We start from the raw sequence: 23,912 nt of genomic DNA on the forward strand, positions 1-23,912 counted from the left end.
ACAGTGGTCCGGGTCCGGACCGGCCACTGATCCCACCCCGACAAGCAGCGCTGCGGCAAGGGCGTCGGGACGACGTACACCGGAGCAGTTTCGGGTTGGCCGCCGCGGCCGGGAGACCGGTCGCGGCGGGCGACCCACTCATCTCCCCGTCCGACCGACGCGAAAGGCATCGTCATGTCCCTGCAGCCGCACCACGACGGATCCGCGACCTACGTCCCCGAGCAGGAACCCGGGCTCGGGGAGACCGTGCCGGTCTTCGTCCGGGTGCCGGCGGGCGCCGACGTCCGCCAGGTGCACGTCCGGACCACCGGGGACGGCGAGCCGCACTTCGCCGAGGCCACCGTCGACCGCACCGAGGGCGGCGACGTCTGGTGGCGGGCCGACGTCGAGGTCCGCAACCCGGTCAGCAACTACCGCTTCATGCTCACCGGCACGACGGGCTACCGCTGGCTGAACGCCGCCGGGCTCGTCGACCACGACGTGCCCGACAACGGTGACTTCAAGCTGGTCAGCCACGCCCCGCCGCCGGCCTGGGCGCGGGACGCGGTGATCTACCAGATCTTCCCGGACCGGTTCGCCCGCTCCGCCGCCGCCGACGGCCGGACCCCACCGGACTGGGCCATCCCCTGCGACTGGGACACCCCCGTCATCGGGCGCGGCCCGGAGACCCCGTACCAGTTCTACGGCGGTGACCTGGACGGCATCACGGCGAAGCTGGACCACCTGGACCGGCTCGGCGTGAACACCGTCTACCTCACCCCGATCTTCCCGGCCCGCTCCAACCACCGGTACGACGCGGCCAGCTTCGACACCGTCGACCCGCTGCTCGGCGGGGACGCCGCCCTGGCCCGGCTCGCCGACGCGGTCCGCGCCCGCGGCTGGCGGCTGCTCGGCGACATCACCAGCAACCACACCGGCGACGCGCACGAGTGGTTCACCCGCGCCGTCTCCGACGTGCACGCCGACGAACGGGAGCTGTACTACTTCGACCTGCCCGGCGGGGACTATGAGTCCTGGAACGGCGTGAAGTCGCTGCCGAAGCTGAACTGGGGCAGCGCCGAGCTGCGCCGCCGCTTCGCCACCGCCGAGGACTCGCTGCTGCGTCGCTGGCTGCGCCCGCCGTACGGGCTGGACGGCTGGCGGGTCGACGTGGCCAACATGACCGGCCGGCGCGGTGCGGACGCGTACACCCACGAGGTGGCGCGGCTGCTGCGTGAGGTGGTCGCCGACACCCGCCCAGACGGGCTGCTGCTCGCCGAGCACGGTCACGACCACACCGGGGACCTGGACCGGGACGGCTGGCACGGCACCATGAACTACGTCGGCTTCACCGACCCGGTCTGGTCCTGGCTGCGGCACGGCGACGACCCCGTGCCGAACTTCCTCGGCACCCCGGGCGGGGTCCGACGGCGGGACGCGGGCGCGGTGCTGGCCACCATGAACACCTACCGGTCGCTGATCTCGTGGCGGTCGTACGTGCACTCGTGGCAGCTGCTCGGCTCGCACGACTCGGCCCGGATCCGGACCGTGGTCGGCGACGCCGCCCGGCAGGAGGTGGCCGCCGGACTGCTCGCCACCATGCCGGGCACCCCGGTGGTCTTCGCCGGTGACGAGCTGGGGCTGACCGGCACCAACGGGGAGGGCTCGCGCACCCCGATGCCGTGGCACCGGCCGGAGAGCTGGGACCGGCGCACGTTCTCCGCGTACCGGTCGCTGCTGGCGCTGCGGCGCGGCGAGCCGGCGCTGCGGCACGGTGGCCTGCGCTGGGTGCACGCCGACGCGGACACCCTGGTCTTCCTGCGGGAGGCGCCGACCGGCGCGGTGCTGGTGCTGGCCCGCCGGGCGGCCGGCGCCCCGGTCCGGCTGGCCGGCCTCCCGGCCGGGGAGAACGTGTACGGCGGCGCGCCCGCCCTGCGTCCCGACGCCGACGGCACGGTCGCCCTACCCGCCGACGGCCCCACCTTCCAGGTCTGGCGCCTGGGCTGACCGCGCGGGAGATCGCGCTCGTACCGTGAGCCAGTGGCCTTCCGACGCCAGGGAGGCCACTAGTTCCGGGTCCGGGGCCGGTCGTCCCGGCGCGCTGGCCGCCCGGGTCACGGTATGGGATCACTCGGCGGGCCGGCTACTACACACCGTCGTTGATGGGGGAGGATGGCCCGCGTGGAAGCTCTCCGGTTGGTACTCCTCTACGTCCATCTGATCGGGTTCGCGCTGCTGCTCGGCGGCTCGATCGCCCAGTACGTCGGCGGTCGGCTGCGGATCAACCCGGCCATGCTCTGGGGCTCGGTGATCGGTCTGCTGACCGGTCTGGGCCTCGCCGCGCCGCTGCGCGACGGCGACGAGCCGGCACCGGCCAAACTTGTTACCAAGTTGGTGCTCGCGTTGCTGATCTTTGTCATGGTCTTCTTCTCCCGTAAGCGGGAGTCCGTGGCCCGTGGCCACTTCCTCGCCATTGTCGGGTTGACCCTGGTCAACGCGGCTGTGGCGGTCTTCTGGCGGTAGCGCTCCGACCAGCGGAAAGGCCGCGGGAAACCGGACGTTCGTGACACCGATCCGGAACGAGCACGACACGAAAAGTGATCTGGCCCACCCAAGGGTTACGTAGGGGTAACAGGCACTCAACAGTCGTGCACGATTGTCGGCCGGTGGGTGGGCGCGGGCGTACGCTCCCGTCCGTAACGTGGGACGCCGGCGGCGCAGGGCAGGCCGGCTCAAGGGCTGCCACCGCTTTGAACGCGGTGTGCAATGGGAAGGAGACGTCTTGCGCTCTGTGCGTGGGATGCGGATCGCCTCCGCTTTCGTGGCGGGTGGGCTCGTGCTGGGCGCCGCCGCATGTGGTGAGGCCCCCAAGGACGACAACAACGCCGGTGGCAACGGCGGCAAGAAGTACAGCGCCTGCATGGTGACCGACGTCGGCGGCATCGACGACAAGTCCTTCAACACCTCGGCCTGGAAGGGCCTGCAGGAGGCGGCGAAGGAGAACAGCAACATCGACGCCAAGTACGTCGCGTCGAAGGCCGAGGCGGACTACGAGGTCAACCTCAACGGCTACGTCAACCAGAAGTGCGACTTCATCCTGGCCGTCGGTGGGCTGATGGCCAAGGCCACCACCAAGGCCGCCGAGGCGCACAAGGACCAGCAGTTCGCGATCGTCGACGCGAACCCGGGCGTGGACAACGTCTACCCGATGCAGTTCGACACCGCCCAGGCGGCCTTCCAGGCCGGCTACCTGGCCGCCGGGATGAGCAAGACCGGCAAGGTCGGCACCTACGGTGCCATCCCGATCCCGCCGGTCACCATCTTCATGGACGGTTTCGTCGACGGCGTGGCCTACTACAACAAGGCCAAGAGCAAGAACGTCCAGGTGCTGGGCTGGGACAAGGCGACCCAGAAGGGTTCCTTCTCCAACTCGTTCACCAAGCAGGACGACGGCAAGAAGGTCTCCGACACCCTGGTCGCCCAGGGCGCGGACATCATCATGCCGGTTGCCGGTGGCGCGGGCCTCGGCACCACCGCCGCGGCCAAGGCCTCCGGCGGCAAGTTCTCGGTGATCTGGGTGGACGTCGACGGCTGCGAGAGCACCCCGGACTGCGCCGCGCTGCTGACCACCGTGGTCAAGAACATCCCGGACGCCGTCAAGGAGGCCGTGCTCAAGGCCGCCGGTGGCGAGAAGCTGGCTGCCAAGCCCGGCTTCGTCGGCACCCTGGCGAACAACGGTGTCTCGATCGCCCCGTACCACGACTTCGACAGCAAGGTCCCCGCGGACCTGAAGGCCGAGGTCGAGAAGCTCAAGGCGGACATCGCCGCCGGCACCATCACGGTCACCTCGAAGGCCCAGCCGACCAAGTGACCATCCGTCCGGCCCTCGCGGTGGAAACATCGGCAGCGGGGGCCGGCGGGCACCAGGCATGACGATCGGCCGCTCCGGCGTACGTGGGGAGACCCGCGACCGCCGGGGCGGCCGATCCGCTCCACCCCTCGGCCGGCCCGCCCCGGGCGGCCGGCCAGGCAGCGGCTACGCTGCACACCCTCGCTCGCACTCCAGGAGGTTGCGCTGAGACTCGAACTGCGCGGCATCACCAAGCGGTTCGGTGATCTGGTCGCCAACGACCACATCGACCTGACGGTGGAGCCTGGAGAGATTCACGCCCTGCTCGGCGAGAACGGTGCCGGCAAGTCCACCCTGATGAACGTCCTCTACGGGCTCTACCAGCCCGACGAGGGCGAGATCCTGGTGGACGGGAAGCCGCTGAAGCTGAAGGGCCCGTCGGACGCCATCGCGGCCGGGATCGGCATGGTGCACCAGCACTTCATGCTGGTGCCGGTCTTCACCGTGGCCGAGAACATCATGCTCGGCGCCGAGCAGGTCCGGGGCGGCATCGCCGGCTTCCTGGACCGGCGGCGGGCCCGGCGCGAGGTTGCCGAGGTCTCCGAGCGCTACAACCTGCGGGTCGACCCGGACGCGGTGATCGAGGACCTGCCGGTCGGCATCCAGCAGCGGGTGGAGATCGTCAAGGCGCTCACCCGCGACGTCGACCTGCTGATCCTGGACGAGCCGACCGCCGTGCTCACCCCGCAGGAGACCGAGGAACTGCTCACGGTCATGCGGTCGCTGAAGGCGGCCGGCAAGTCGATCGTGTTCATCACCCACAAGCTCGGCGAGGTCAAGGCGATCGCCGACCGGATCACGGTGATCCGGCGCGGGAAGACGGTCGGCACCGCCTCCCCCGAGGCGAGCCGGGACGAGTTGGCCGCCCTGATGGTGGGGCGCAGCGTCCGGCTGACCGTCGACAAGCAGCCGGCCACCCCCGGCAAGCCGATCCTGGAGGTCGCCGGCCTGGTCGTCGACGACGACCGGCACATCCGGGCGGTGGACGGCGTGGACCTGACCGTGCACGCCGGTGAAGTGCTCGGCGTGGCGGGTGTGCAGGGCAACGGCCAGACCGAGCTGATCGAGGCGATCATGGGCCTGCGGCCGGTGCTCGCCGGCACGGTCACCCTCGACGGGCAGCCCGTGCACGGCTGGTCCACCAAGAAGGTGCTCCGCGCCGGGGTCGGCTACGTCCCCGAGGACCGCAGCGTCGACGGCCTGGTCAAGGAGTTCTCCGTCGCGGAGAACCTGGTGCTGGACATCTACGACCGGCCGCCGTTCGGCAAGGGGATCTCACTCAAGCCGGACGCGATCGAGAAGTCGGCGGGGGAGCGGATCGAGCAGTTCGACATCCGTACCTCCTCGGCCGACGCATCGGTCGGCACCCTCTCCGGTGGTAACCAGCAGAAGGTGATCGTGGCCCGGGAGCTGTCCCGGCCGCTGAAGCTCCTGATCGCCGCCCAGCCGACCCGGGGCGTGGACGTGGGCTCGATCGAGTTCATCCACGGCCGGGTCATCCGCGAGCGTGACGTCGGCACCGCCGTCATGGTCGTCTCCAGCGAACTGGACGAGGTGATCGGCCTGGCCGACCGGATCGCGGTGATGTACCGCGGCCGGATCATCGGCATCGTCGGCCCGGACACCCCGCGCGAGGAGATCGGCCTGCTGATGGCCGGCATCACCCCGGACGCCGCCGGCGGCGACACCGCCGGCACGGCCAGCCCGGCCGGCGCTGCCGACGGCACCGTGGCCCCGGCCCCCGAGGGCCCTGGTACTGAGGACGAGGCATGAGCAACCCGAACCCGGTGTCCGGCTCCCCGGACAAGGAGCCGGCGACCGAGGCGCAGGTGGCGGAGAGCGTGGGAGGCGGCACCGACCGTGCCGCGGCGATGACCGCCCCGAAGCGGCCCGACGAGGAGCCCCGTCCCTCGCTGGGCCGGCTGTTCCTGGACAATCTCTGGGCCGCCAACACGGTGACCGTCACCCTGCTGGCGCTGGTGCTGGCGATGGTGATCGGCGCGATCCTGATCATCGTGTCGGATCCCGAGGTGCTGGCCACCTACGGCTACATCACCGCCCGCCCGGCCGACGCGCTGACCTCCAGCTGGACGGTGGTCAGCGAGGCGTACGCGAACCTGTTCAAGGGCGCGGTCTTCGACCCGGAGGCCTCCGGTTTCACGGCGGCGCTGGGCCCGATCTCGGAGACCCTCACCTATACCGCGCCACTGGTCTTCACCGGCCTGTCGGTGGCGCTGGCGTTCCGCGGCGGCCTGTTCAACATCGGCGCCCAGGGTCAGGCCATCATCGGCGTCATCCTCGCCGCGGTCGCCGGCTTCGCGCTGCCGTTGCCCCCGGTGCTGCACCTGCTCGTCGCGCTGCTCGCCGGTGCGGTCGGCGGCGCGCTCTGGGGCTTCATCCCGGGCATCCTCAAGGCGCGCACCGGCGCCCACGAGGTGATCAACACGATCATGCTCAACTACGTCGCCGTCTACTTCCTGTCCTGGATCCTCGTCCAGAACGCGGTGAAGGACCCGGCCCGGGCGGACGCGATCAGCAAGCCGGTCGAGTCGTCCGCCCAACTGCCCCGGCTGCTCGGCGCGGACCTACGGGTGCACGCCGGCATCCTGCTCGCGGTGCTCGCCACCTGGTTCGTCGCCTGGTTGCTCAACCGCTCCACGCTCGGCTTCGAGCTGCGGGCGGTCGGCGCCAACCCGGACGCCGCGCGGACCGCCGGCATCAGCGTCACCCGGACGTACGTGCTGATCATGGTGGTCGCCGGTCTGCTCGCCGGCCTCGGCGGCTCGAACATGGTGCTCGGCTCGACCGCGGACGCGCTCACTCCGGAGGTGATCGCGCAGATCGGCTTCGACGGCATCCTGGTCGCCCTGCTCGGCCGGGTGAAGCCGTGGGGCGTGCTGCTCGCGGCGCTGCTCTTCGGCGCGCTGCAGGCCGGTGGCAACCGGATGCAGTCGTACTCGGGGATCTCGCTGGAGCTGGTCACCGTGCTCCAGGCGCTGATCGTCATCTTCATCGCCGCACCGGCCCTGGTGAAGGCGATCTTCCAGCTCCGGGCCGCCCGCGCCGCCCGGTTGCAGACGAGCCTGGCGAAGGGCTGGTAAGGCGATGTCCACCACCGCTGTCCCCGACGTCGCTGTCGCGACGGTCGACGAGGGCTTCTGGACCCGTACCCGCAAGGTCGGTGCGGTCCTGCTGGGGCTGGGCGTGCTGGCCGCCGTGCTCTTCGGTGCGCTCGCCACCGGCCAGGCGGCCCGCTTCACCCTCAGCGAGACCGAGGGCGGCGCGGCTCTGGAGATCAACGGCACGATCGGCGCGATCGCCTTCGGGATCATCGCGGCCGTGGCCGGCGCCGCCCTGCTCGCCGGGGTGCCGAAGCGCTGGTTCACGGTGCTGCTCGGCGTCGGGCTGCTCGCCTTCGTGCTGAGCTTCCTGTGCTGGCAGGTCTCCGCCGCTCCCGCCGGGCGTAACTTCATGCCGCTGGTCAACATCATCCGGGGCACCTTCGTGCTGGCCCTGCCGCTGATCTTCGGCGCGCTGGCCGGCGTGCTCTGCGAACGGTCCGGCGTGGTCAACGTGGCGATCGAGGGGCAGCTGCTGATGGGCGCCTTCAGCGGCGCGCTCTTCGGCAGCCTCTCCGGCAACGTCTGGGTCGGCCTGGTCGCCGCGGCGATCGGTGGCGCGTTCATCTCGCTGCTGCTGGCCGTCTTCGCCATCCGCTACCTGGTCGACCAGGTGGTCATGGGCATCGTGCTGAACCTGCTGGCGGTCGGCGTCACCGGCTTCCTCTACGAGCGGCTGATGCAGACCGACGCGACGAAGTACAACAGCGCGCCGCGCTTCTCCAACTGGGAGATCCCGCTGCTGAAGGACATCCCGCTGATCGGGCCGGCGCTGTTCCGGGGGAACATCTTCCTCTATCTCGGCCTACTGCTGGTGCTCGTCATCCACATCGCGCTGTTCCGTACCCGGTGGGGTCTGCGGACCCGGTCGGTCGGTGAGCACCCCACCGCCGCCGACACGCTCGGCGTGAAGGTGCTCCGGCTGCGCTACCGCAACGTGCTGCTGGCCGGGCTGGTCGCCGGCGTGGGCGGCGCCTCCTACACCCTGGCGCTCTACTCGTTCACCAAGAACATGATCGGCGGTAAGGGCTTCATCGCCCTCGCCGCGCTGATCTTCGGTCGCTGGAGCCCGACCGGTGCCCTGCTGGCCGCGCTCTTCTTCGGCTTCGCCGACCAGCTCGCCACCTACCTGGGTGCGATCGGCAGCGGCATCCCCAGCCAGTTCCTGGCGATGCTGCCCTACCTGGCGACGATCCTGGCGGTGGCCGGCCTGGTCGGCCGGGTCCGGGCGCCGGCGGCGGACGGCAAGCCGTACATCAAGGGCTGACCAGGACCTGGCCGTGATGCCCGGCAGGCTGGTCGGCCGGGCATCACGGTGAGCCAGGAGACCTCCGGCCCGGTGTGGGCGTCAGCACCGCACACCTCGCCGGAGGTCTCGCCTCGTCTCAGGCCGTCACGCCGTCGACAACGCTCATCGGCACGGCCCTGGCCAGGGGCCGCTGCGAAGCGTCAGGCCGCTCGGCCGGGCCGCGGCAGCCGTTCGACAGCTGCGCTCCGGTGGCCCGTTCCGATGAGTGAATAGGCCGCGCGGATGTGGGACATGGCCTCTTCGAGGTGGCGTACCAGCTCCGACTCGTGGCTCACCACGTTGTTGACGTGCGGTTGCATCGAGGCGAACGCCGACAGGTCGGTGTCGATCCGACCACGACGCGAGCCCGACGCGGGCGAAGGGGTGTCGGAGGCCAAGGCCTTCTGAATTCGCCGTTCCGCCCCTCGGGCCGCAGGCCCTGGGCGACTGCCGAAGTCTTCAGCCAGGCCCGTCGCGAAGGCGCGATAGGCGGCCAGGGCCTCCGGATACCGATGGCTCAGCAGCAGGGCGTCGACCAGTAGCACCAGGTAGCGTTCGTCCGCAGGATGCAGTCGGGTCTGACACCGCAGGTCTGCCACAGCCTCGTCCAGACGCCCCAACTCGATCTGCGTCTCGATCAACCGCTCGGTGGCGGCCGCCCGCAGTTCGTCGAGACGGTGTGCACAGGCCCGGAGCTCGACGCCGTCCATGCCCTCGAGTGCCGGGCCCCTCCACAGCGCGAGGCTGTCACGATACGTGGCGACCGCCGACTCCGCCCGGCCTGCGGCGAGGTGTTCGGCAGCGGTACGCAGGTCGCGCTCGAAACAGTGGGCGTCGATCTCGCCAGGATCCACGTTGAGTTGGTAGCCGCGCCCGCTCCGGCTGATGTCGACGGCGTCGGCTCCACCACCGAGGACCCGGCGGAGCATCGACATGCAGTTCTGGACCTGCTCACGAGCGGTTGCCGGAGGCCGCTCATCCCAAACGGCGTCGACCATCCGGTCGACGGACACACTCTTGTTGACGTTCGCCGCGAGCATGGCCACCAGCACGGTGGCGCGACGTCCTGTTACACCGGCTGTGTTCTCGACGCATGGAGCGCCCAGGATTCTGAAACGCATTGTCTTTCCCCCGTTGTGCCGGCTGTTACGGAACCGGCTCGAGCCATCCTGCAGGCGGCCCTAACGGAGTGTCAAGATCTGCTCACGACGAAGAGGTCATTCGGGACGGAGGGTCCGAAGGGGGTGGATCGGCGTGAAGCGTGACCGGGTGCCCCCGGTCACGCTTCACCCGGCGAACGGGTTCGACGAGATCCGGTCAGCGCCTACGACTGCTGTCGGGTGGCGAGGGTGGAAGCCGCCCGCCGACGACCGGGGGAGTAGATGTCGGCGGGGGTACCCGCTCCGTTGCCCGGCGTCGCGTCCCACGAGCCGATCTTCCGGGCCACGCGAAGCAGCCGACCGTCACCGGGTCGTACGTCGATCTGGAAGTGTCCTTCCTTCGGCCGGGCCCGGTGGTCGCCGCCCCAGCGAACGACACCCTCGCACTCGGCCAGAATGTCACGCACGACCGCCACCTCGTGGGCGAAGAAGCCGCCGCGTACCCCGGCCGGGTAACGGTCAGGCCAGATGGCGACGGCGGTACCCGAGAGGTAGTTCGACTCGTACGGAGCCGAGATCCGGCGGTTCGTGTGGTGGCCGGAGACGGCACCCACCGTCACCGCGCTGATCTCGTAGTGGAACCTGCGCACCACGTGCAGCAGGACGGTCGCTACCTCACCGGTCAACAGGGCCACCGAGGCGTTGGACCCCTCCACGTGGTACGTGCGGGTGGCCGTCGAGCCGATCACCGGCCAACCGTTCTGCGAGGTGGCTCGGGTCCACGGCTGCCCGGCGGACGTCGCGGTCGGTGACGCCGCTGCGGCGGGACTGCCGGCGAGCGCGACGGCCCCCGCACCGGCCACCCCGGCGAGAAGAACATGGCGGCGGTGCCACCCGTTACCGGAGTTGTCAGACTCAATCATGTGTTGGTACTCCTGGGCTGCTTGCCTGCGGATCGATGTCACAGCGAAGTGGGCGAGCCCCTACGGCGGCGCCGTACGAGTTGGACCGCCCCGATGAGCGCACAGCTGAGCGCACCGGTCAGCAGGAGGATGATGAGGGGATTGACGTAAGCGGGCACCATGTCGACGTACTCGGTGCACTTGCGTTCCAGCGGCCAGTACCGCGCGTGGCCGTGCATGCCGTCCCAGTTGTCGTAGCGGGACACGCATGCGTCCCGGGGACTCGCACCCCAGTACGCCTGCATGTGCACGAGGCCGAACAGGTACATCTCGCCGGCCGCCAGGAGAAGGTAGGCGGCCGTGCGTGTCCATCCCCTCGCCGGTCCCTCGATTCGGCGGGTGGCCCGATGCAGTGCACGGGCCGCCGGCAGAACGAGGACGAGCGCGGTGAACAGGACCATCGCCAAAGCGAGCACGGTCGCTCCTTCTCGAGCTAACGCTGGGCGGCGCGCAGGCGTGCCATCCTGGCGTCCTGGTTGACCAAATTCTGGAGGGTGTCCACGTACCCCTTCAGGAAGGGGTCGAGTTTGCTGGCCGGTAGTGCGCTCGGCGGCAGGGCCCCCGAGGTCTCCAGCTGAACGGCGGCCGTCTTCAACGCGTCGGTCACGAGGTCGTGGGTGCCACAGAGCATGGTTCTCGCCGCGGTCGTCACGTCGGCGGTGCTGCCGTTGTAGCGCTTGGTGAAGAACTGCCGGAACCGGGTGAGGTAACCGGTGCCACCGAGGTGACCACGCAGGGCCGCCTTGACCGTCGATCCTCCGCGCAGTGCCTTGCCGAGCAGGTAGCCGTCGACGTCCTCCACCAGGTCACCGAAGCTGAAGGACGACACGACGTTGATCTTCGCAAGCCGATCCATGCAGAAGGCGTAGCCGGAGGCGTACTCGTCCTCGTTGTTCCACCAATCGGCGTAGAACGTGGTCAGGTCGCCACCCCAGCCGCCGAAGTCTCCGCGCCAACCGACGGAGCCGTTCGCCGTCAGACCGCCGCTGCCCTTCGCGTAGACGGCGCAGGCCGTGGCGGCGAGGTGGTCGACGTTGATCTCCACTCCGTAGCCGGGGTCGACGAAGATCGGTTGGCGCCGAGGACCGTTCGCCTGTGCATAGGACAGCCAGGACTGGTCCACGCCGGTGGTGTCGAGCAGCGTGTTCCAACCGCTCTTCTCACCGTCGTAGACGGGGTAGCGCAGGAAGTCCAGAACCAGCCGGTTGGGTTCACCCTTGGCGTACGCCACGGCGGTCGCCTGAAGTTGATCGATGTAGGTGAGGAACTGCTCGATCGGCGTACCGGTGGCACCGACGTTCTCGGCGCCCACGCCCGGGTCGCTGAAGGGGCGTTGGACGTCGCGATCGAGGTCGAACGAGTCGGTGCCCGTCGTGTAGCGGAATTCCTTGATCTGGTTGAAGGACCAGTTGGCGGGCATCGAGAAACCGAGGTTGCCGGAGAACCCCCACGACATTCCCGATACGAAGGAGTAGCGGGCATACGTCTCGTCGCTGACCCGCGAGCACACGTTACGTGATCCGTAGACGCCGGCGAGGTACCGCTTGCCCTGACTGGAGAGTCCTGCCTGCACGCCCCTGAAGTACGGGACGATGTTGCTCGTGATCTCCTCGTCCGTGGCGTCGTAGTCGACTGCGAAGTAGATGACGGTGCCCCGGTTGAACCCGTATCCGAGGGCTCGCGCGTGGGCACGTACCGCATGGCTGTAACCCTGCGAATAGGTGAAGTCCTCAAGGCCGCGGCCGTTGTACTGGGAGATCGGGAACATCCGCATTCCGCCGGCGAAGATGGCATTGAGTTCGCCGGGCTGAATTTCCTTCTGCAGACTCTTCGGCTCGTCCTCGTCGAGGTATCGTCCGACCGTGTAGTACCCGGATGCGACGAGAGCGCGGGCACGGGTCTCGCTGATGTGGTAGCGGGTGTCGCAGGCGTGCGCCGGCCGGTCCGGATCGCCCGTGGAGACGAGCAGCTGAGCCCACGTCTGGTAGTCGCCGCGTCCGTTGACGGTCAGGGCGGAGAATCGCTGGAACTCCCCGACGTAGGTGGCGAGCGCCGCGTCGAACACGCTCTTGAAGGTCGTGCTGTAGGAGCCCGTCGCGCTGAGCACCACGCCGTTGAAGACGCAGGCGGCGCTGAACAGCTGGACGAAGATGCCCGACGAGCCCTGGGCGACGGGGTGATCGCGCAGGCCCTGCTGCGTACCGGGGCCGAAGTTCCCGTTGACCTGGTCCTGCGGGATGCCGATCTCGTACTGGATCGCCTTCATCAGGGCCTGCTGCACGTCACGGGAGTAGTGGCCGTCACACGGCACGATGAAGAACGTCGACTTGCTGAGGTAACGGCCGTTGAGCCACCGTTGGATCTCCCGGACCTCGGGCCGGCCGCCGGAGAGCAGCACGTACGCGTCCATGGTCAGCAGAGACTTGAAGACCTTCGGCTGCACGTCGGTGTTCGAGGCGTCCAGACCGGCGTCCGCCTTGAGCTGGGCGATGGCCGAGGCCGTGTCGGTGCCGTACACGCCGTCGCCGGGGCCGCCCCAGTAGCCCTTGCAGAAGAGCGCGTACTGGACAATGTTGACGATGTTCCCGTTGGTGGTGTCAGGGCCGATGTCGCCGAGCGTGGAGAGTCGCGACATGGTGGTGGGACCGAAGGCGTCGGACAGCACCTCGATCCCGAGTTCGTGCTGCAGTGCCCGGGTGAGGGAGTACATGGTGGCCCAACCGGTCTGACCGTTCTCCGGGCACGGATTGTAGTACGGCACTGATTGGTAGGTGGAGTTCACCCACTTCTGGGCCTCCAGCACCTTGGCGTCTGCCATCTTTCACCTGTTTCCGTTGAAACGCGGCGGGGAATAGGTGCCGCCGACGGGGCGGATGCCTTCTAAGAGGCACCCTCGGTAATCGTCGGTGAAGCGTACTTTCGTTTTCCACCGCTGGATCATCGATTTCCCATCTCGCGCCGGTGGGCCGAAGGTGGCCGCACGATGTCCATTTGATGAGCGGCTCTTCTAGCCTCTGATCCAGCGACGTCACATCGGCGTCTCTGGTGTGAAGAAGTGGAAGGTGCACGACTCGATGCGTAATCGACGTATGGCCGGCGCGTTCGCCGCAATCGGGGCCATCGCGGGTCTGACGGCGGTCGTACTGCCCGCCGGCCCGGCCTCGGCATCCTGCAGCACGGTGCAGTACGCCCACTACGAGGCGTCCGGGGAGCACGGCTGGAAGTTGATGGGTGACGGCAGTTGCAGCGAGCGGTGGGGACAGTTGGTGATCGACAGTACCTATCCGACCGCCCCGGGTTTCTCGATCAAGATCGAGCGTCAGATCAAGTCGCCGTACGGTTACGCCACGCAGGCGGCGTACACGGCGACCTTCGGCAGTGGCGCCACGGGCTCCAAGAGCACCACCCACACGGCGAACAGCTCGGGTGACGCCGACCGCCACCGCGTGTGCTGGGACTACGCCCACTACAACGGCTCCAAGTGGGTGCCGGACGGCAGCTGGACGTGCTCGGGCTGGTACTACTGACAGTTGTGACGAAGCGGCCGACGGAGCACTCTCCGTCGGCCGCTTCGTGCTGTGTGCCGCCGCGTCGTCGGGCCCGCCGCAGCTCAGCCCCGGCATGCGGCAGAATCGGTGCCATGGAGATCGACTGGGAGCGGCTGCGGGCCGCCGCCACCGAGGTGATGCGGCACGCGTACGTGCCGTACTCGAAGTTCCCGGTCGGGGCGGCCGCCCTGGTCGACGACGGCCGGATCGTGGTCGGCTGCAACGTGGAGAACGCCGGCTACGGCGTCACCCTCTGCGCCGAGTGCGGGGTGGTCTCCTCGCTGCACGCCACCGGGGGCGGCCGGCTGGTCGCCATGTCCTGCGTCGACGCCACCGGTGAACCGCTGATGCCGTGCGGCCGCTGCCGGCAGCTGCTCTGGGAGAACGGCGGCCCGGAGTGCCTGGTCGAGGCGAAGGGCGGGCCGCTGCGGATGGCGGAGCTGCTGCCGCACGCGTTCGACGTCGCCGACCTCGAGGCCGTGGTCGGCGGGACCCCGGTGCCGGTGGTGCCGGACCGGCTGGCCGCCTGGCGCGGGCGCGGCAGCGTCTTCGTCCACCCGGACCTCTCCGCCGGGCAGCAGGTCTGGACGGCGTACTGGGAGCGGTCGGCCGGGGACACCGAGGGCGCCGAGACCGGTGTGCTGGAGGAGGGCCCGACCTGGGACGACCCGGCCGAGGCGATCACCTGGGGGTTGGCCCGAACGCCGCGCGTGGTGGTGGTGGACGCGTCGGGCACGATCTTCTGGGCCGGTGAGGGTGAGCCGCCGATGGAGATCCCTGTTCGCTGGTCTGCTTCTTGAGCTGGGGGGCCGGGGCCGACCGTCCCCGGCTCCGGGCGGTCAGGCTTGATCCCTCCGCCGGGGACGGTCGGCCCCGACCCTCGGTGGTTGCGGCCGTCGGGCGGAATCTGCGATGACGACGAGGAAAAATCATCTGATGAGTGCTTTCACGGCGGTTGATGTCATTCGGGCGAAGCGGGACGGCGGGGTGCTCTCCGACGCCCAGATCGACTGGGTGGTCGACGCGTACACGAAGGGGCTGGTGGCCGACGAGCAGATGTCGGCGCTGGCCATGGCGATCCTGCTGCGCGGCATGACCGGGCCGGAGATCGCCCGGTGGACCGCCGCGATGATCGCCAGCGGCGAGCGGCTGGACCTGTCGTCCGTGGCCCGGCCCACCGTGGACAAGCACTCCACCGGCGGGGTCGGTGACAAGATCACCCTGCCGCTCACCCCGCTGGTCGCCGCGTGCGGCGGCGCGGTGCCGCAGCTCAGCGGGCGCGGGCTCGGTCACACCGGCGGCACCCTGGACAAGCTGGAGTCGATCCCGGGCTGGCGGGCGGCGTTGAGCAACGACGAGTTCATCGCCCAACTGCGGGACGTGGGCGCGGTGATCTGCGCGGCGGGCGAGGGGCTGGCCCCGGCGGACCGCAAGCTGTACGCGCTGCGCGACGTCACCGGCACCGTGGAGGCGATCCCCCTGATCGCCAGCTCGATCATGAGCAAGAAGATCGCCGAGGGCACCGGTGCGCTGGTGCTGGACGTGAAGGTCGGCTCGGGCGCGTTCATGAAGAACGTCGACGACGCCCGCGAGCTGGCCCGGACCATGGTCGAGCTGGGCGGAGCGCACGGGGTGCGGACGGTGGCCCTGCTCACCGACATGTCGACCCCGCTCGGCCTGACGGTCGGCAACGCGGTCGAGGTGACCGAGTCGGTGGAGGTGCTGGCCGGTGGCGGTCCCGCCGACGTGGTGGAGCTGACCGTGGCGCTGGCGCGGGAGATGCTCGACGCGGCCGGGCTGCCGGACGCCGACCCGGCGGCGGCGCTGCGCGACGGCCGGGCGATGGACGCGTGGCGGTCGATGATCCGCGCGCAGGGCGGCGACCCGGACGCCCCGATGCCGACGGCGAACGAGGTCGAGGTGGTGCGCGCGACCGAGGACGGGTTCGTCGCCGAGGTCGACGCGTACGCGATCGGGGTGGCCGCGTGGCGACTGGGTGCCGGTCGGGCGCGCAAGGAGGACCCGGTGAGCATCCCGGCGGGGGTGGTGCTGCACAAGCGCCCCGGTGATCCGGTCCGGGCCGGCGAGCCCCTGTACGAGCTGCGGGCCGAGCACGCGTCCCGGATCCCGGCGGCGCTGGCGGAGGCCGAGCGGGCGGTCCGGATCTCGCCGGACGCCCCCCGGGTGACGCCGCTGGTCATCGAGCGGATCGGCTGATCGATTCCGGTCTTGCGGTGCCGTGGTGCCGGCCACCCGGAACCGCTATCCTCCCTGCCCAGGGGGACCGACCGGCATTGCGATGCGAGCAGACAGGGGCCTGAGCCTTGCGTGTATCCGCCCCCGATCCCCGGGCCGTCCGCGAGGCGAGCCTGGACGAGCTGGATCGGCTGGGGCTTCCCCTGCCGCCACCGCAGTTCCCGCTGGTCTGGGAGCCGGGTGACGAGATCGAGCTGCGCCCGATCGTCGAGATCGAGGCCAGGATCGCCGTTCTGCACCTGATCCTGGCCCGGTGCTTCGGGATGCCACCGCAGGCGGCCATGACCTGGCTGCTCGGGTCGCACCTGGTCGACATGGTGACCCCGCCCGAGTGGCAGTTCGTGATGGGCGGCAAGGGCGACCACCGGTCGTTCGTGCTGCACCACGACGCGCTCTTCTCGCTCTGCTGGGTGCTCGGGTTGACCAAGGAACTGGACCCGACGGTGCCGGTGGACGAGCGGCTGGTGGAGCGGATGCCGCACATCCCGACGGGGGAGACCTTCGCCGACTGGCGGTCCCGGATCCTGGCCGCCCCGCAGCACCCGGCGGACGCGGCCGCCCTGCTCGACCTGCACTACTGCCTGGACTGGGCCTATCTGGAGACGGAGAAGGCGGGGCTGCGGCCGCCGGGGCTGGTGGACGCGAACGCGATCGGGCAGCGCCGGTGGGCGCTGGAGTGGGCGGTGGTCCTGCGCGGGCCGTACCACGACGAGCCGCCCGGGTGGGAAGAGGTCGACCTCTCCACCTGAGCGCGGTCAGCGGGGCCGGTGCACGCCGAGCCGTACGGCGAGGGTCACGCCGACCGGCTCGGGCAGGGCGGCGATCCGGGCGCCGAGCCGGGCCGGGTCGGTGTGCCAGGCGCTCGGCCCCATCCCGACCAGGGTCGCCACCTCCGCCCGGCTGAGCATGAGCCCGGTCCGGTGCAGCTGGTGCGACTCCTCGGTGAAGTGCGCGGCGAGACTCCCCGCCACCCGGTCGGCCTTGGCCGGGTCGACGCGCAGCAGGTCGAGCGCGTCGACCAGTTCGGCGAGGTGGTCCTCGGCGGGGGTGACCACCAGCAACGCGCCGGCCGGGTCGAGCACCCGGTGGAACTCGGCGCCGTTGCGCGGGGCGAACACGTTGAGCAGCACGGTGGCGGAGGCGTCGGCCAGCGGCAGCCGCTGCCAGGTGTCGGCGAGCGCCGCGGCGGCCCGGGGGTGGGCGCGGGCCGCGCGGCGCAGCGCCGGCTTGGAGACGTCCAGGGCGAGACCCACGGCGTCCGGCAGCGCCGCCAGCACCGCCGCGAGATACCACCCGGTCCCGGCCCCGGCATCCACCACCAGGGGGTACGCGCCGCGGTCCGGCGGTGCTGCGGATGCGTACCCGATCTGCCGTGCGGCGGCGGCCAGCGCGGCGGCGACGGTGTCGTAGTGGCCGGCGGCCAGGAAGTCCGCACGGGCGGCCACCATCTCGGCGCTGTCCCCGCTGTGCGGGGCGCGGCCGGCGAGCAGGTTCACGTACCCCTGGCGGGCGACGTCGAAGCTGTGCCGGCGCGGGCAGGACAGGGCCCGCGCGGTGCCCGCGGTGGTCGCGGCGAGCGGCCCGGCGCAGATCGGGCAGCGCAGCCGGTCCACCACGCGGGGGTCCAGCTCGCCGGTCGCACTCCTGCTCATCCGCCCATTGTCCCGGTGCGGACCGGCGCGGCCCCGGGCGGTCGGCTGCCGGCGCGGGCCCGGCGGTGACTAATGTCGGAGCATGGTCGCAATCTCGTACGAGGACATCGTCAAGGTCCCCAAGGCACTGCTGCACGATCACCTCGACGGGGGGCTGCGGCCCGCCACGATCGTCGAGCTGGCCGCGGAGATCGGCCACGAACTGCCCGCCACCGGTCCGGAGGCGCTCGGCCGCTGGTTCGTCGAGGCGGCCAACTCGGGTTCGCTGGAGCGCTACCTGGAGACGTTCGCGCACACGGTGGCGGTCATGCAGACCGCGCCCGCGCTGCGCCGGGTGGCCCGGGAGTGCGCGCTGGACCTGGCCGCCGACGGGGTGGTCTACGCGGAGGTCCGGTTCGCCCCCGAGCAGCACCTCGAGCAGAACCTGACCCTGGACGAGGTGGTCGAGGCGGTCGTCGCCGGCTTCGCCGAGGGCAGCGCGGAGGCCGCCGAGGCGGGCCACCGGATCCGGGTCGGCACCCTGCTCACCGCGATGCGGCACGCCGCCCGGTCGCAGGAGATCGCCGAGCTGGCGGTCCGGCACCGGGACACCGGGGTGGTCGGCTTCGACATCGCCGGCGCGGAGGCGGGCTTCCCGCCCACCCGGCACCTGGACGCCTTCGAGTACCTCCAGCGGGAGAACTTCCACTTCACCATCCACGCCGGCGAGGCGTTCGGGCTGCCGTCGATCTGGCAGGCGATCCAGTGGTGCGGCGCGGACCGGCTCGGTCACGGCGTCCGGATCGTCGACGACATCACCCCCGGCCCGGAGCCGGTGCTCGGCCGGCTGGCCGCGTACGTGCGGGACAAGCGCATCCCGCTGGAGCTCTGCCCGTCGTCGAACGTGCAGACCGGTGCCGCCGCCTCGATCGCGGAACACCCGATCGGGCTGCTGCGCGACCTGCGGTTCCGGGCGACGGTGAACACCGACAACCGGCTGATGAGCGGCACGTCGATGTCGCGGGAGATGGCGCTGCTGGTGGAGGCCTTCGGCTATGGCTGGAAGGAACTCCAGTGGTTCACCATCAACGCGATGAAGAGCGCCTTCATCCCGTTCGACGAGCGGCTGGCGATCATCGACGAGGTGATCAAGCCGGCGTACGCGAAGCTGATCGGCTGATCAGTGCCGGGTCGGGTGGCCGGCGACCAGCGCGGCCACCCGGTGCAGCACCTCCCGGGCCCGGGCCGCCTCCGCGCCCAGCCCGGTCTGCCGGCGCAGCACCGCGGGCTCCGCGCGCAGCAGCGCCACACCGCGGGTCAGCAGCACCCGGGGCGCCTTGCGCTGCTCGGCGAGGTCGCGGGCGAGCCGGCGGAGGAAGGTCGCCCCGCGGGGCCGGCGCAGCGCGTACGCCCCGGCGAGCAGGCCCCGGCGGCGGCACTCCTCGACGATCTCGGCGGCAAAGATCCCTTCGGCCACGAAAAGTGGCGATCCGGCCACTTCGAACGGCCGGGTGGTCACCCGACGGTCCGCGCCGATCGCATAAACCGGCACATCGGCCTTGCCGTGGCGGGCCAGTCGGGCAATTGTTTCCACCGCCGCGTCGGAGTCCCAGGACAGGGGCGATTCCCAGTCCACCTGACCGTTTCGGCGCGGCAACGTAGGGTCATCGCCGTCCTTGTAGAAGTCGTCCAAACAGAGGACGGGAAGTCCGGTTCGTTGTGCTACATACGACTTTCCGGAGCCGGAAGGGCCAGCGAGCAGGACAACGCGATGCGGGTGTTCCATTACCTTCAGTGACTCCGGCCAGACGGATTGCGATCAAATTGCATCAACATCTCATCACACCTCCGGTGAGGGACAACCTGGGCTTTCTCTTTGCGGGGCGGCGTGATGGAATCTCGGAGGTCCGACCCGCCGGGTCGGTCGCTCGGCGTTGCCCAGGGCAACGTGCGGACGCTGTGATGCGAGGGCGGTGACGTGAGCAAACGGCCAAAGACGGCGGGCTCCTTCCTGTCGCGGCTGAGTCGGCCCGCCAGCCGGCTCCGCGACATGCCGATCTGGTCCAAGCTCGGTCTGATCATGATCGTGCCGACCATCGCCACGGTCGTGGTCGGCACCAGTGGTCTGGTCGACCACCTGGAGACGCTCAACAGTGCCAACCGGACCGGGGACCTGGCCACCCTGATCGGCCGCTCGGGTGACCTGGTCGACACCCTCCAGGACGAGCGGACCGCCGCGGTCCTCTTCCTCGGGGCCAACGACCCGAAGAACGTGCAGGCCAAGGCCCAGTACCAGGAGGCGTACAACCGGGCCGGCACCCGGGTGGACCAGGCCAAGAGCCCCTACCTGCAGCAGCGGGTCGAGATCGACGGCCTGCCGAAGAACTTCGAGACGCTGCTCGACAAGATCGACGGCGACCTCACCAACCTGCCGGGCACCCGCAGCCAGGTCTTCAACGGCAAGCTCAAGCTGACCGACGCCAACTCGGTCTACGAGGGCCTGATCGACGAGCTGCTCTCGGTCCGCGACTCGGCCACCCAGCTCGCCGGCGACAACGACCTGAGCGACCACATGCGAGCCGTCGCCGCGGTCGCCCGGGAGAAGGAATACCTCTCCCAGCGCCGCGTGGTGGGCCACCGTGCGCTCGGCGCGAAGCAGCTCTCCCCGATCCTGCGGGACGACTTCATCGCCACCACGACCGGTCAGCTCCAGTCGCTGCAGAGCTTCCAGTCCGTCGCCACCCAGAGCGACCGCGAGTTCTACCAGCAGACCGTCGCCGGCTCCGACCTGCGCGAGGCGAAGCTCTACAGCGACAAGATCGGCCAGAGCATCAACGGTGAGCTGACCGGCCTGCCCTTCGGGGCCGACCAGTGGGACGCCGCGATGGTGGCCAACGCCAAGCTGATCCGTACGGTCGAGGCGCAGCTCGACGCCAACGTGGTGCGGCAGGCCGACCGGCTCCGCTCCGACGTGCAACGTCAGGTCTTCCTGGAGACCGGCCTGCTGCTGAGCATGCTGCTGCTGGCCATCCTCTTCGCGTACCTGGTCGCCCGCTCGATGGCGCGGTCGTTGCGCGACCTGCGTCAGGGCGCCCTCTCGGTGGCCCAGTACGGCCTGCCCCAGGCCGTCGCCCGACTGCGCGACCCGCAGGTCACCGGGCAGCTCTCCCCGGTCCAGCTGGCCAACCAGATCGCCGAGCCGCTGCCGGTCCGCAGCCGGGACGAGTTCGGCCAGGTGACCGAGGCGTTCAACGCGGTCCACCTGGAGGCCGTCCGGACCGCCGCCGAGCAGGCCGCTCTGCGGGCGTCCGTCGCGACCATGTTCGTCAACCTGGCCCGCCGCTCGCAGATCCTGGTCGACCGGCTGATCGGTCACCTCGACCGGCTGGAGCGCGGCGAGGAGGACCCGGACCGGCTGGCCGAGCTCTTCCAGCTCGACCACCTGGCCACCCGCATGCGCCGTAACGACGAGAACCTGCTGGTGCTCGCCGGTGCCGACTCCACCCGGGTGCAGCGCGAGCCGGCCGCCCTGATCGACGTGCTCCGCGCCGCCCAGTCCGAGGTCGAGCACTACACCCGGATCGAGTTCGGCGTCATCGACCGCGACATCGAGGTCTCCGCGCACGCGGTCAACGACCTGGTGCACCTGGTCGCCGAGCTGTTCGACAACGCCACCGCGTTCTCCCCGCCGGACTCGGCCGTCATGGTCGAGGCGCGGCGGGTCGGCGACCGGGCCTCCCTCTACGTCGAGGACCGGGGCATCGGCATCAGCCCCGATCAGCTCCACGACCTCAACGAGCGGCTCGCCACGCCGCCGCAGGTCGACGTGGCGGTCTCCCGGATGATGGGCCTCGTCGTGGTCGCCCGGCTGGCCTCCCGGCACGGCGTGAAGGTCGAGCTCCGGCCCGGCGTCGACCGGGGCACGGTCGCCGACGTCACCCTGCCCACCTCGGTCCTGGTGCCCCGCGCCCTCGCCGGCCGGGGACCGGGGGCTCCGGCCCTGCCCGCGGCCAACGGCCCGGCACCCACCTTCGGTGGCCAGCCGTCCGGTCCCGCCCCCAGCTTCGGCGGCCAGCAGCCGGCCGGCCCGACGCCCGCCTTCGGCGCCCTGGCGGCGCTCGGCCACGGCCCGAGCAACCCGCCGGGCCCGCGTCCGGGCGAGTCGGGCAACCAGGTGACCCTGGGCGGTCGTCCGTTCGACCCGGCCCCGCGCAACGGCTCGGGGACGCCGGTCTCCGGTGGCGCACCGCGCTCGATGCCGGCCTGGTCCGACCTGACCGGTGCCAGCGCCCTCAACGGCGGTGACCCGTTCACGCCGCGCCCCACCAACGGCCAGCCGATCGATCCGCTGCCCCAGCGGCGTAACCCCGGCGACGGCGACCCGGCGGCCACCGGCCAGCAGCCGGTGATCCCGGCAGCTGCCCAGCAGCCCGGAGGCGCGGCCCTACAACCCGCCGCCGGTCTCGGCGCCCCCGATCCCGCCGGTGTCCGCGCCGCCGTTGCCGCCGGTCTCCGGCGTCCCGGTCTCCGCCTCGCCGGTCTCCGGGCAGCCGGTCTCGGCCGCGCCGGTCTCCGGTCACCCCGTGTCGGCCGCGCCCGCCGGTCAGCCGGTCTCCGCCGCGCCCGCCCCGGGCCAGCCGGTCTCCGCGCCGCCCTCCTACGGCCAGCTGCCGCCGCGTCCGGCCCCGCCGGCACCCGCGCCCGGCGCCGCCGCACCGCCGGCCTGGCCGCCGGTGGCCGCCCCGGACCCGGCGACCCCGCCGGTGCCCGAGCGACTGTCGGCCGCCCTGGACATGACCACCGAGCTGCCCCGGATGCCGCGCGGCACCGAGAGCCCGGCCCCCGCCCCGCAGCCGGCCGCCAGCCGACCGCCGGTCGCGAACCGGCCGCCGGCCCCGCCGCAGCAGGCCCCCAACCGCCAGCGGTACGCGGACGAGACGATGGAGCTGCCGATCTTCCGGGAGCTCGAGTCGGCCTGGTTCCGCACCCGTCGGCCGGGGCCGGAGGAGGCCGCCACGCCGGCCGCCGCCCCGCAGCCGGCGAGCCCGCAGCCGACCGCACCGCAGGCCCCGCCGCAGCCCGGTGGTGCGGCCGCGACACAGCAGTTCGCCAGGGTCGACGCCGCCGGCCGGGCCGTCCAGCAGCCACCATCCGGGACGACAGGTAACACGCCGATGGCACACACCCCGACGGCCGGCGCCGCCGCGCGCGACAACGGCCCGACGACGAACGGGGGCACCCGCCCCGGGCTCGCCGACGCCCTGCCCAACCGGCGGACCCAGCCCCCGGCCGGTGGTTGGCAGACGGCGGCCGACGACGGCTGGCGCGCCGCCTCGGCGGCCACCGAGGTCCCGGTCGAGGCGACCACGCCGAAGGGCCTGCCCAAGCGGACCCCGATGGCGCAGCTCGTTCCCGGCGGCGTCGAGAAGCCGAGCACCTCGGTGCAGAAGCGGACGCCGGAAGGGGTCCGGGGCCTGCTCTCGGCCTACCATCGAGGCGTGCAGCGCGGGCGTACCACCCCCACCGACAGCAACTCGACCGGCCCGGAGGCGACTCCGGGTGGGCAGCAGTCCTCGCAGTCTGGCTCAGGCCCGGTGGCCGGGAGCGGGCAGAAGGAGCAACAAGGATGACAACTACGCAGGATCTCGGTTGGCTGCTCGCCAACTTCGCCGACCGGGTGCCCGGTGTCGCGCACGCGGTCGCCGTCTCCGCGGACGGCCTGCTCCTCGCGTCGTCCCGGGACCTTCCGCGGGACCGGGCCGACCAGCTGGCCGCCATCGCCTCCGGCCTGGTCAGCCTCACCCAGGGCGCGGCGCGCTGCTTCGAGGGCGGTGCGGTGCTGCAGACCGTCGTCGAGATGGACAACGGCTTCCTGTTCCTGATGTCCATCTCGGACGGCTCGTCCTTCGCGGTGCTCGCGGCGCGTAGCTGCGACGTCGGGCAGGTCGGGTACGAGATGGCCCTGCTCGTCGACCGGGTGGGTGACGCCCTGACCCCGCAGCCGCGTACGGCTGTCGGGATGATGGGCTGATCCACGCGCCGACCGGTGGGTCAGGGGCGGCAACAAAAACGACAACGACGGGTTCCACCGACGCGAGCCGGTGCCGGGTACGAAGGAG

The 23,912-nt window shown here is 71.0% G+C and carries 18 protein-coding genes and 1 pseudogene; 13 read left to right on the forward strand and 6 right to left on the reverse strand.

The window, feature by feature from the left end; genetic code table 11:
- Positions 1-174: 174 nt before the first annotated feature.
- From MRQ36_RS16915 to MRQ36_RS16940, 6 genes are all read left to right on the forward strand, one after another.
- Positions 175-1,986 (forward strand): glycoside hydrolase family 13 protein, encoded by a 1,812-nt coding sequence (locus MRQ36_RS16915; protein ID WP_242796684.1) that lies wholly within the window; start codon positions 175-177, stop codon positions 1,984-1,986.
- Between the two features lie 174 nt (positions 1,987-2,160).
- Complete coding sequence (locus tag MRQ36_RS16920; protein WP_242796686.1) at positions 2,161-2,502, forward strand: hypothetical protein; 342 nt, start codon at positions 2,161-2,163, stop codon at positions 2,500-2,502.
- A 277-nt stretch (positions 2,503-2,779) separates the two neighbouring features.
- The gene (locus tag MRQ36_RS16925) at positions 2,780-3,850 is read left to right on the forward strand and encodes a BMP family protein (RefSeq protein ID WP_242801169.1); all 1,071 of its coding nucleotides are present in this window, start codon (positions 2,780-2,782) and stop codon (positions 3,848-3,850) included.
- Between the two features lie 264 nt (positions 3,851-4,114).
- Positions 4,115-5,662 carry an ABC transporter ATP-binding protein gene (locus MRQ36_RS16930; protein WP_308194971.1) on the forward strand — a complete coding sequence of 516 codons (1,548 nt, stop codon included), beginning with the start codon at positions 4,115-4,117 and terminating at the stop codon, positions 5,660-5,662.
- A 98-nt stretch (positions 5,663-5,760) separates the two neighbouring features.
- Positions 5,761-6,990: an ABC transporter permease gene (locus MRQ36_RS16935; protein WP_374251142.1), complete on the forward strand. Its 1,230-nt coding sequence runs from the start codon at positions 5,761-5,763 to the stop codon at positions 6,988-6,990.
- A 4-nt stretch (positions 6,991-6,994) separates the two neighbouring features.
- Positions 6,995-8,275, forward strand: a complete 1,281-nt coding sequence (locus tag MRQ36_RS16940; RefSeq protein ID WP_242796691.1) for an ABC transporter permease — start codon at positions 6,995-6,997, stop codon at positions 8,273-8,275.
- 182 nt (positions 8,276-8,457) lie between these two features.
- On the opposite strand, the gene MRQ36_RS16945 is transcribed toward MRQ36_RS16940, so the two are convergent.
- From MRQ36_RS16945 to MRQ36_RS16960, 4 genes are all read right to left on the reverse strand, one after another.
- Complete coding sequence (locus MRQ36_RS16945; protein WP_242796693.1) at positions 8,458-9,417, reverse strand: AfsR/SARP family transcriptional regulator; 960 nt, start codon at positions 9,415-9,417, stop codon at positions 8,458-8,460.
- Positions 9,418-9,620: 203 nt separating this feature from the next.
- Positions 9,621-10,319, reverse strand: a complete 699-nt coding sequence (locus MRQ36_RS16950; protein ID WP_242796696.1) for a hypothetical protein — start codon at positions 10,317-10,319, stop codon at positions 9,621-9,623.
- A 38-nt stretch (positions 10,320-10,357) separates the two neighbouring features.
- On the reverse strand, positions 10,358-10,774 hold the full coding sequence (locus MRQ36_RS16955; RefSeq protein WP_242796698.1) for a hypothetical protein: 417 nt from the start codon (positions 10,772-10,774) through the stop codon (positions 10,358-10,360).
- 17 nt (positions 10,775-10,791) lie between these two features.
- A complete protein-coding gene (locus MRQ36_RS16960; RefSeq protein WP_242796700.1) occupies positions 10,792-13,176 on the reverse strand; it encodes a glycoside hydrolase domain-containing protein in 2,385 nt (794 codons plus the stop codon).
- Positions 13,177-13,405: 229 nt separating this feature from the next.
- Here MRQ36_RS16960 and MRQ36_RS16965 point away from each other — a divergent pair, with 229 nt between their 5' ends.
- From MRQ36_RS16965 to MRQ36_RS16980, 4 genes are all read left to right on the forward strand, one after another.
- Complete coding sequence (locus tag MRQ36_RS16965; protein WP_242796702.1) at positions 13,406-13,885, forward strand: hypothetical protein; 480 nt, start codon at positions 13,406-13,408, stop codon at positions 13,883-13,885.
- A 113-nt stretch (positions 13,886-13,998) separates the two neighbouring features.
- A complete protein-coding gene (locus MRQ36_RS16970) occupies positions 13,999-14,706 on the forward strand; it encodes a cytidine deaminase (protein WP_242796704.1) in 708 nt (235 codons plus the stop codon).
- Positions 14,707-14,842: 136 nt separating this feature from the next.
- Entirely contained in the window at positions 14,843-16,123 is a 1,281-nt protein-coding gene (locus MRQ36_RS16975; protein WP_242796706.1) for a thymidine phosphorylase, read from the forward strand.
- Positions 16,124-16,230: 107 nt separating this feature from the next.
- Positions 16,231-16,911, forward strand: a complete 681-nt coding sequence (locus MRQ36_RS16980) for a DUF4272 domain-containing protein (RefSeq protein ID WP_242796708.1) — start codon at positions 16,231-16,233, stop codon at positions 16,909-16,911.
- Positions 16,912-16,917: 6 nt separating this feature from the next.
- Here MRQ36_RS16980 and MRQ36_RS16985 read toward each other — a convergent pair whose 3' ends face one another.
- Positions 16,918-17,790, reverse strand: coding sequence for a putative RNA methyltransferase (locus tag MRQ36_RS16985; protein WP_242801173.1), 873 nt, complete (start codon positions 17,788-17,790; stop codon positions 16,918-16,920).
- A gap of 106 nt (positions 17,791-17,896) precedes the next feature.
- Between MRQ36_RS16985 and MRQ36_RS16990 the strand changes: the two genes are divergently transcribed.
- On the forward strand, positions 17,897-18,973 hold the full coding sequence (locus tag MRQ36_RS16990; protein ID WP_242796710.1) for an adenosine deaminase: 1,077 nt from the start codon (positions 17,897-17,899) through the stop codon (positions 18,971-18,973).
- Here MRQ36_RS16990 and MRQ36_RS16995 read toward each other — a convergent pair whose 3' ends face one another.
- Positions 18,974-19,429, reverse strand: a complete 456-nt coding sequence (locus tag MRQ36_RS16995; RefSeq protein ID WP_242796712.1) for an ATP-binding protein — start codon at positions 19,427-19,429, stop codon at positions 18,974-18,976. It lies immediately after the preceding gene.
- A gap of 342 nt (positions 19,430-19,771) precedes the next feature.
- Here MRQ36_RS16995 and MRQ36_RS17000 point away from each other — a divergent pair.
- A pseudogene (locus tag MRQ36_RS17000) lies at positions 19,772-23,423 on the forward strand (nitrate- and nitrite sensing domain-containing protein).
- Positions 23,420-23,824, forward strand: a complete 405-nt coding sequence (locus MRQ36_RS17005; RefSeq protein ID WP_013283992.1) for a roadblock/LC7 domain-containing protein — start codon at positions 23,420-23,422, stop codon at positions 23,822-23,824. The pseudogene MRQ36_RS17000 and the gene MRQ36_RS17005 overlap by 4 nt, the downstream one beginning before the upstream one ends.
- The last annotated feature ends 88 nt before the right edge of the window (positions 23,825-23,912 follow it).

It is taken from the genome of Micromonospora sp. R77, from assembly GCF_022747945.1.
Lineage (GTDB): Bacteria > Actinomycetota > Actinomycetes > Mycobacteriales > Micromonosporaceae > Micromonospora.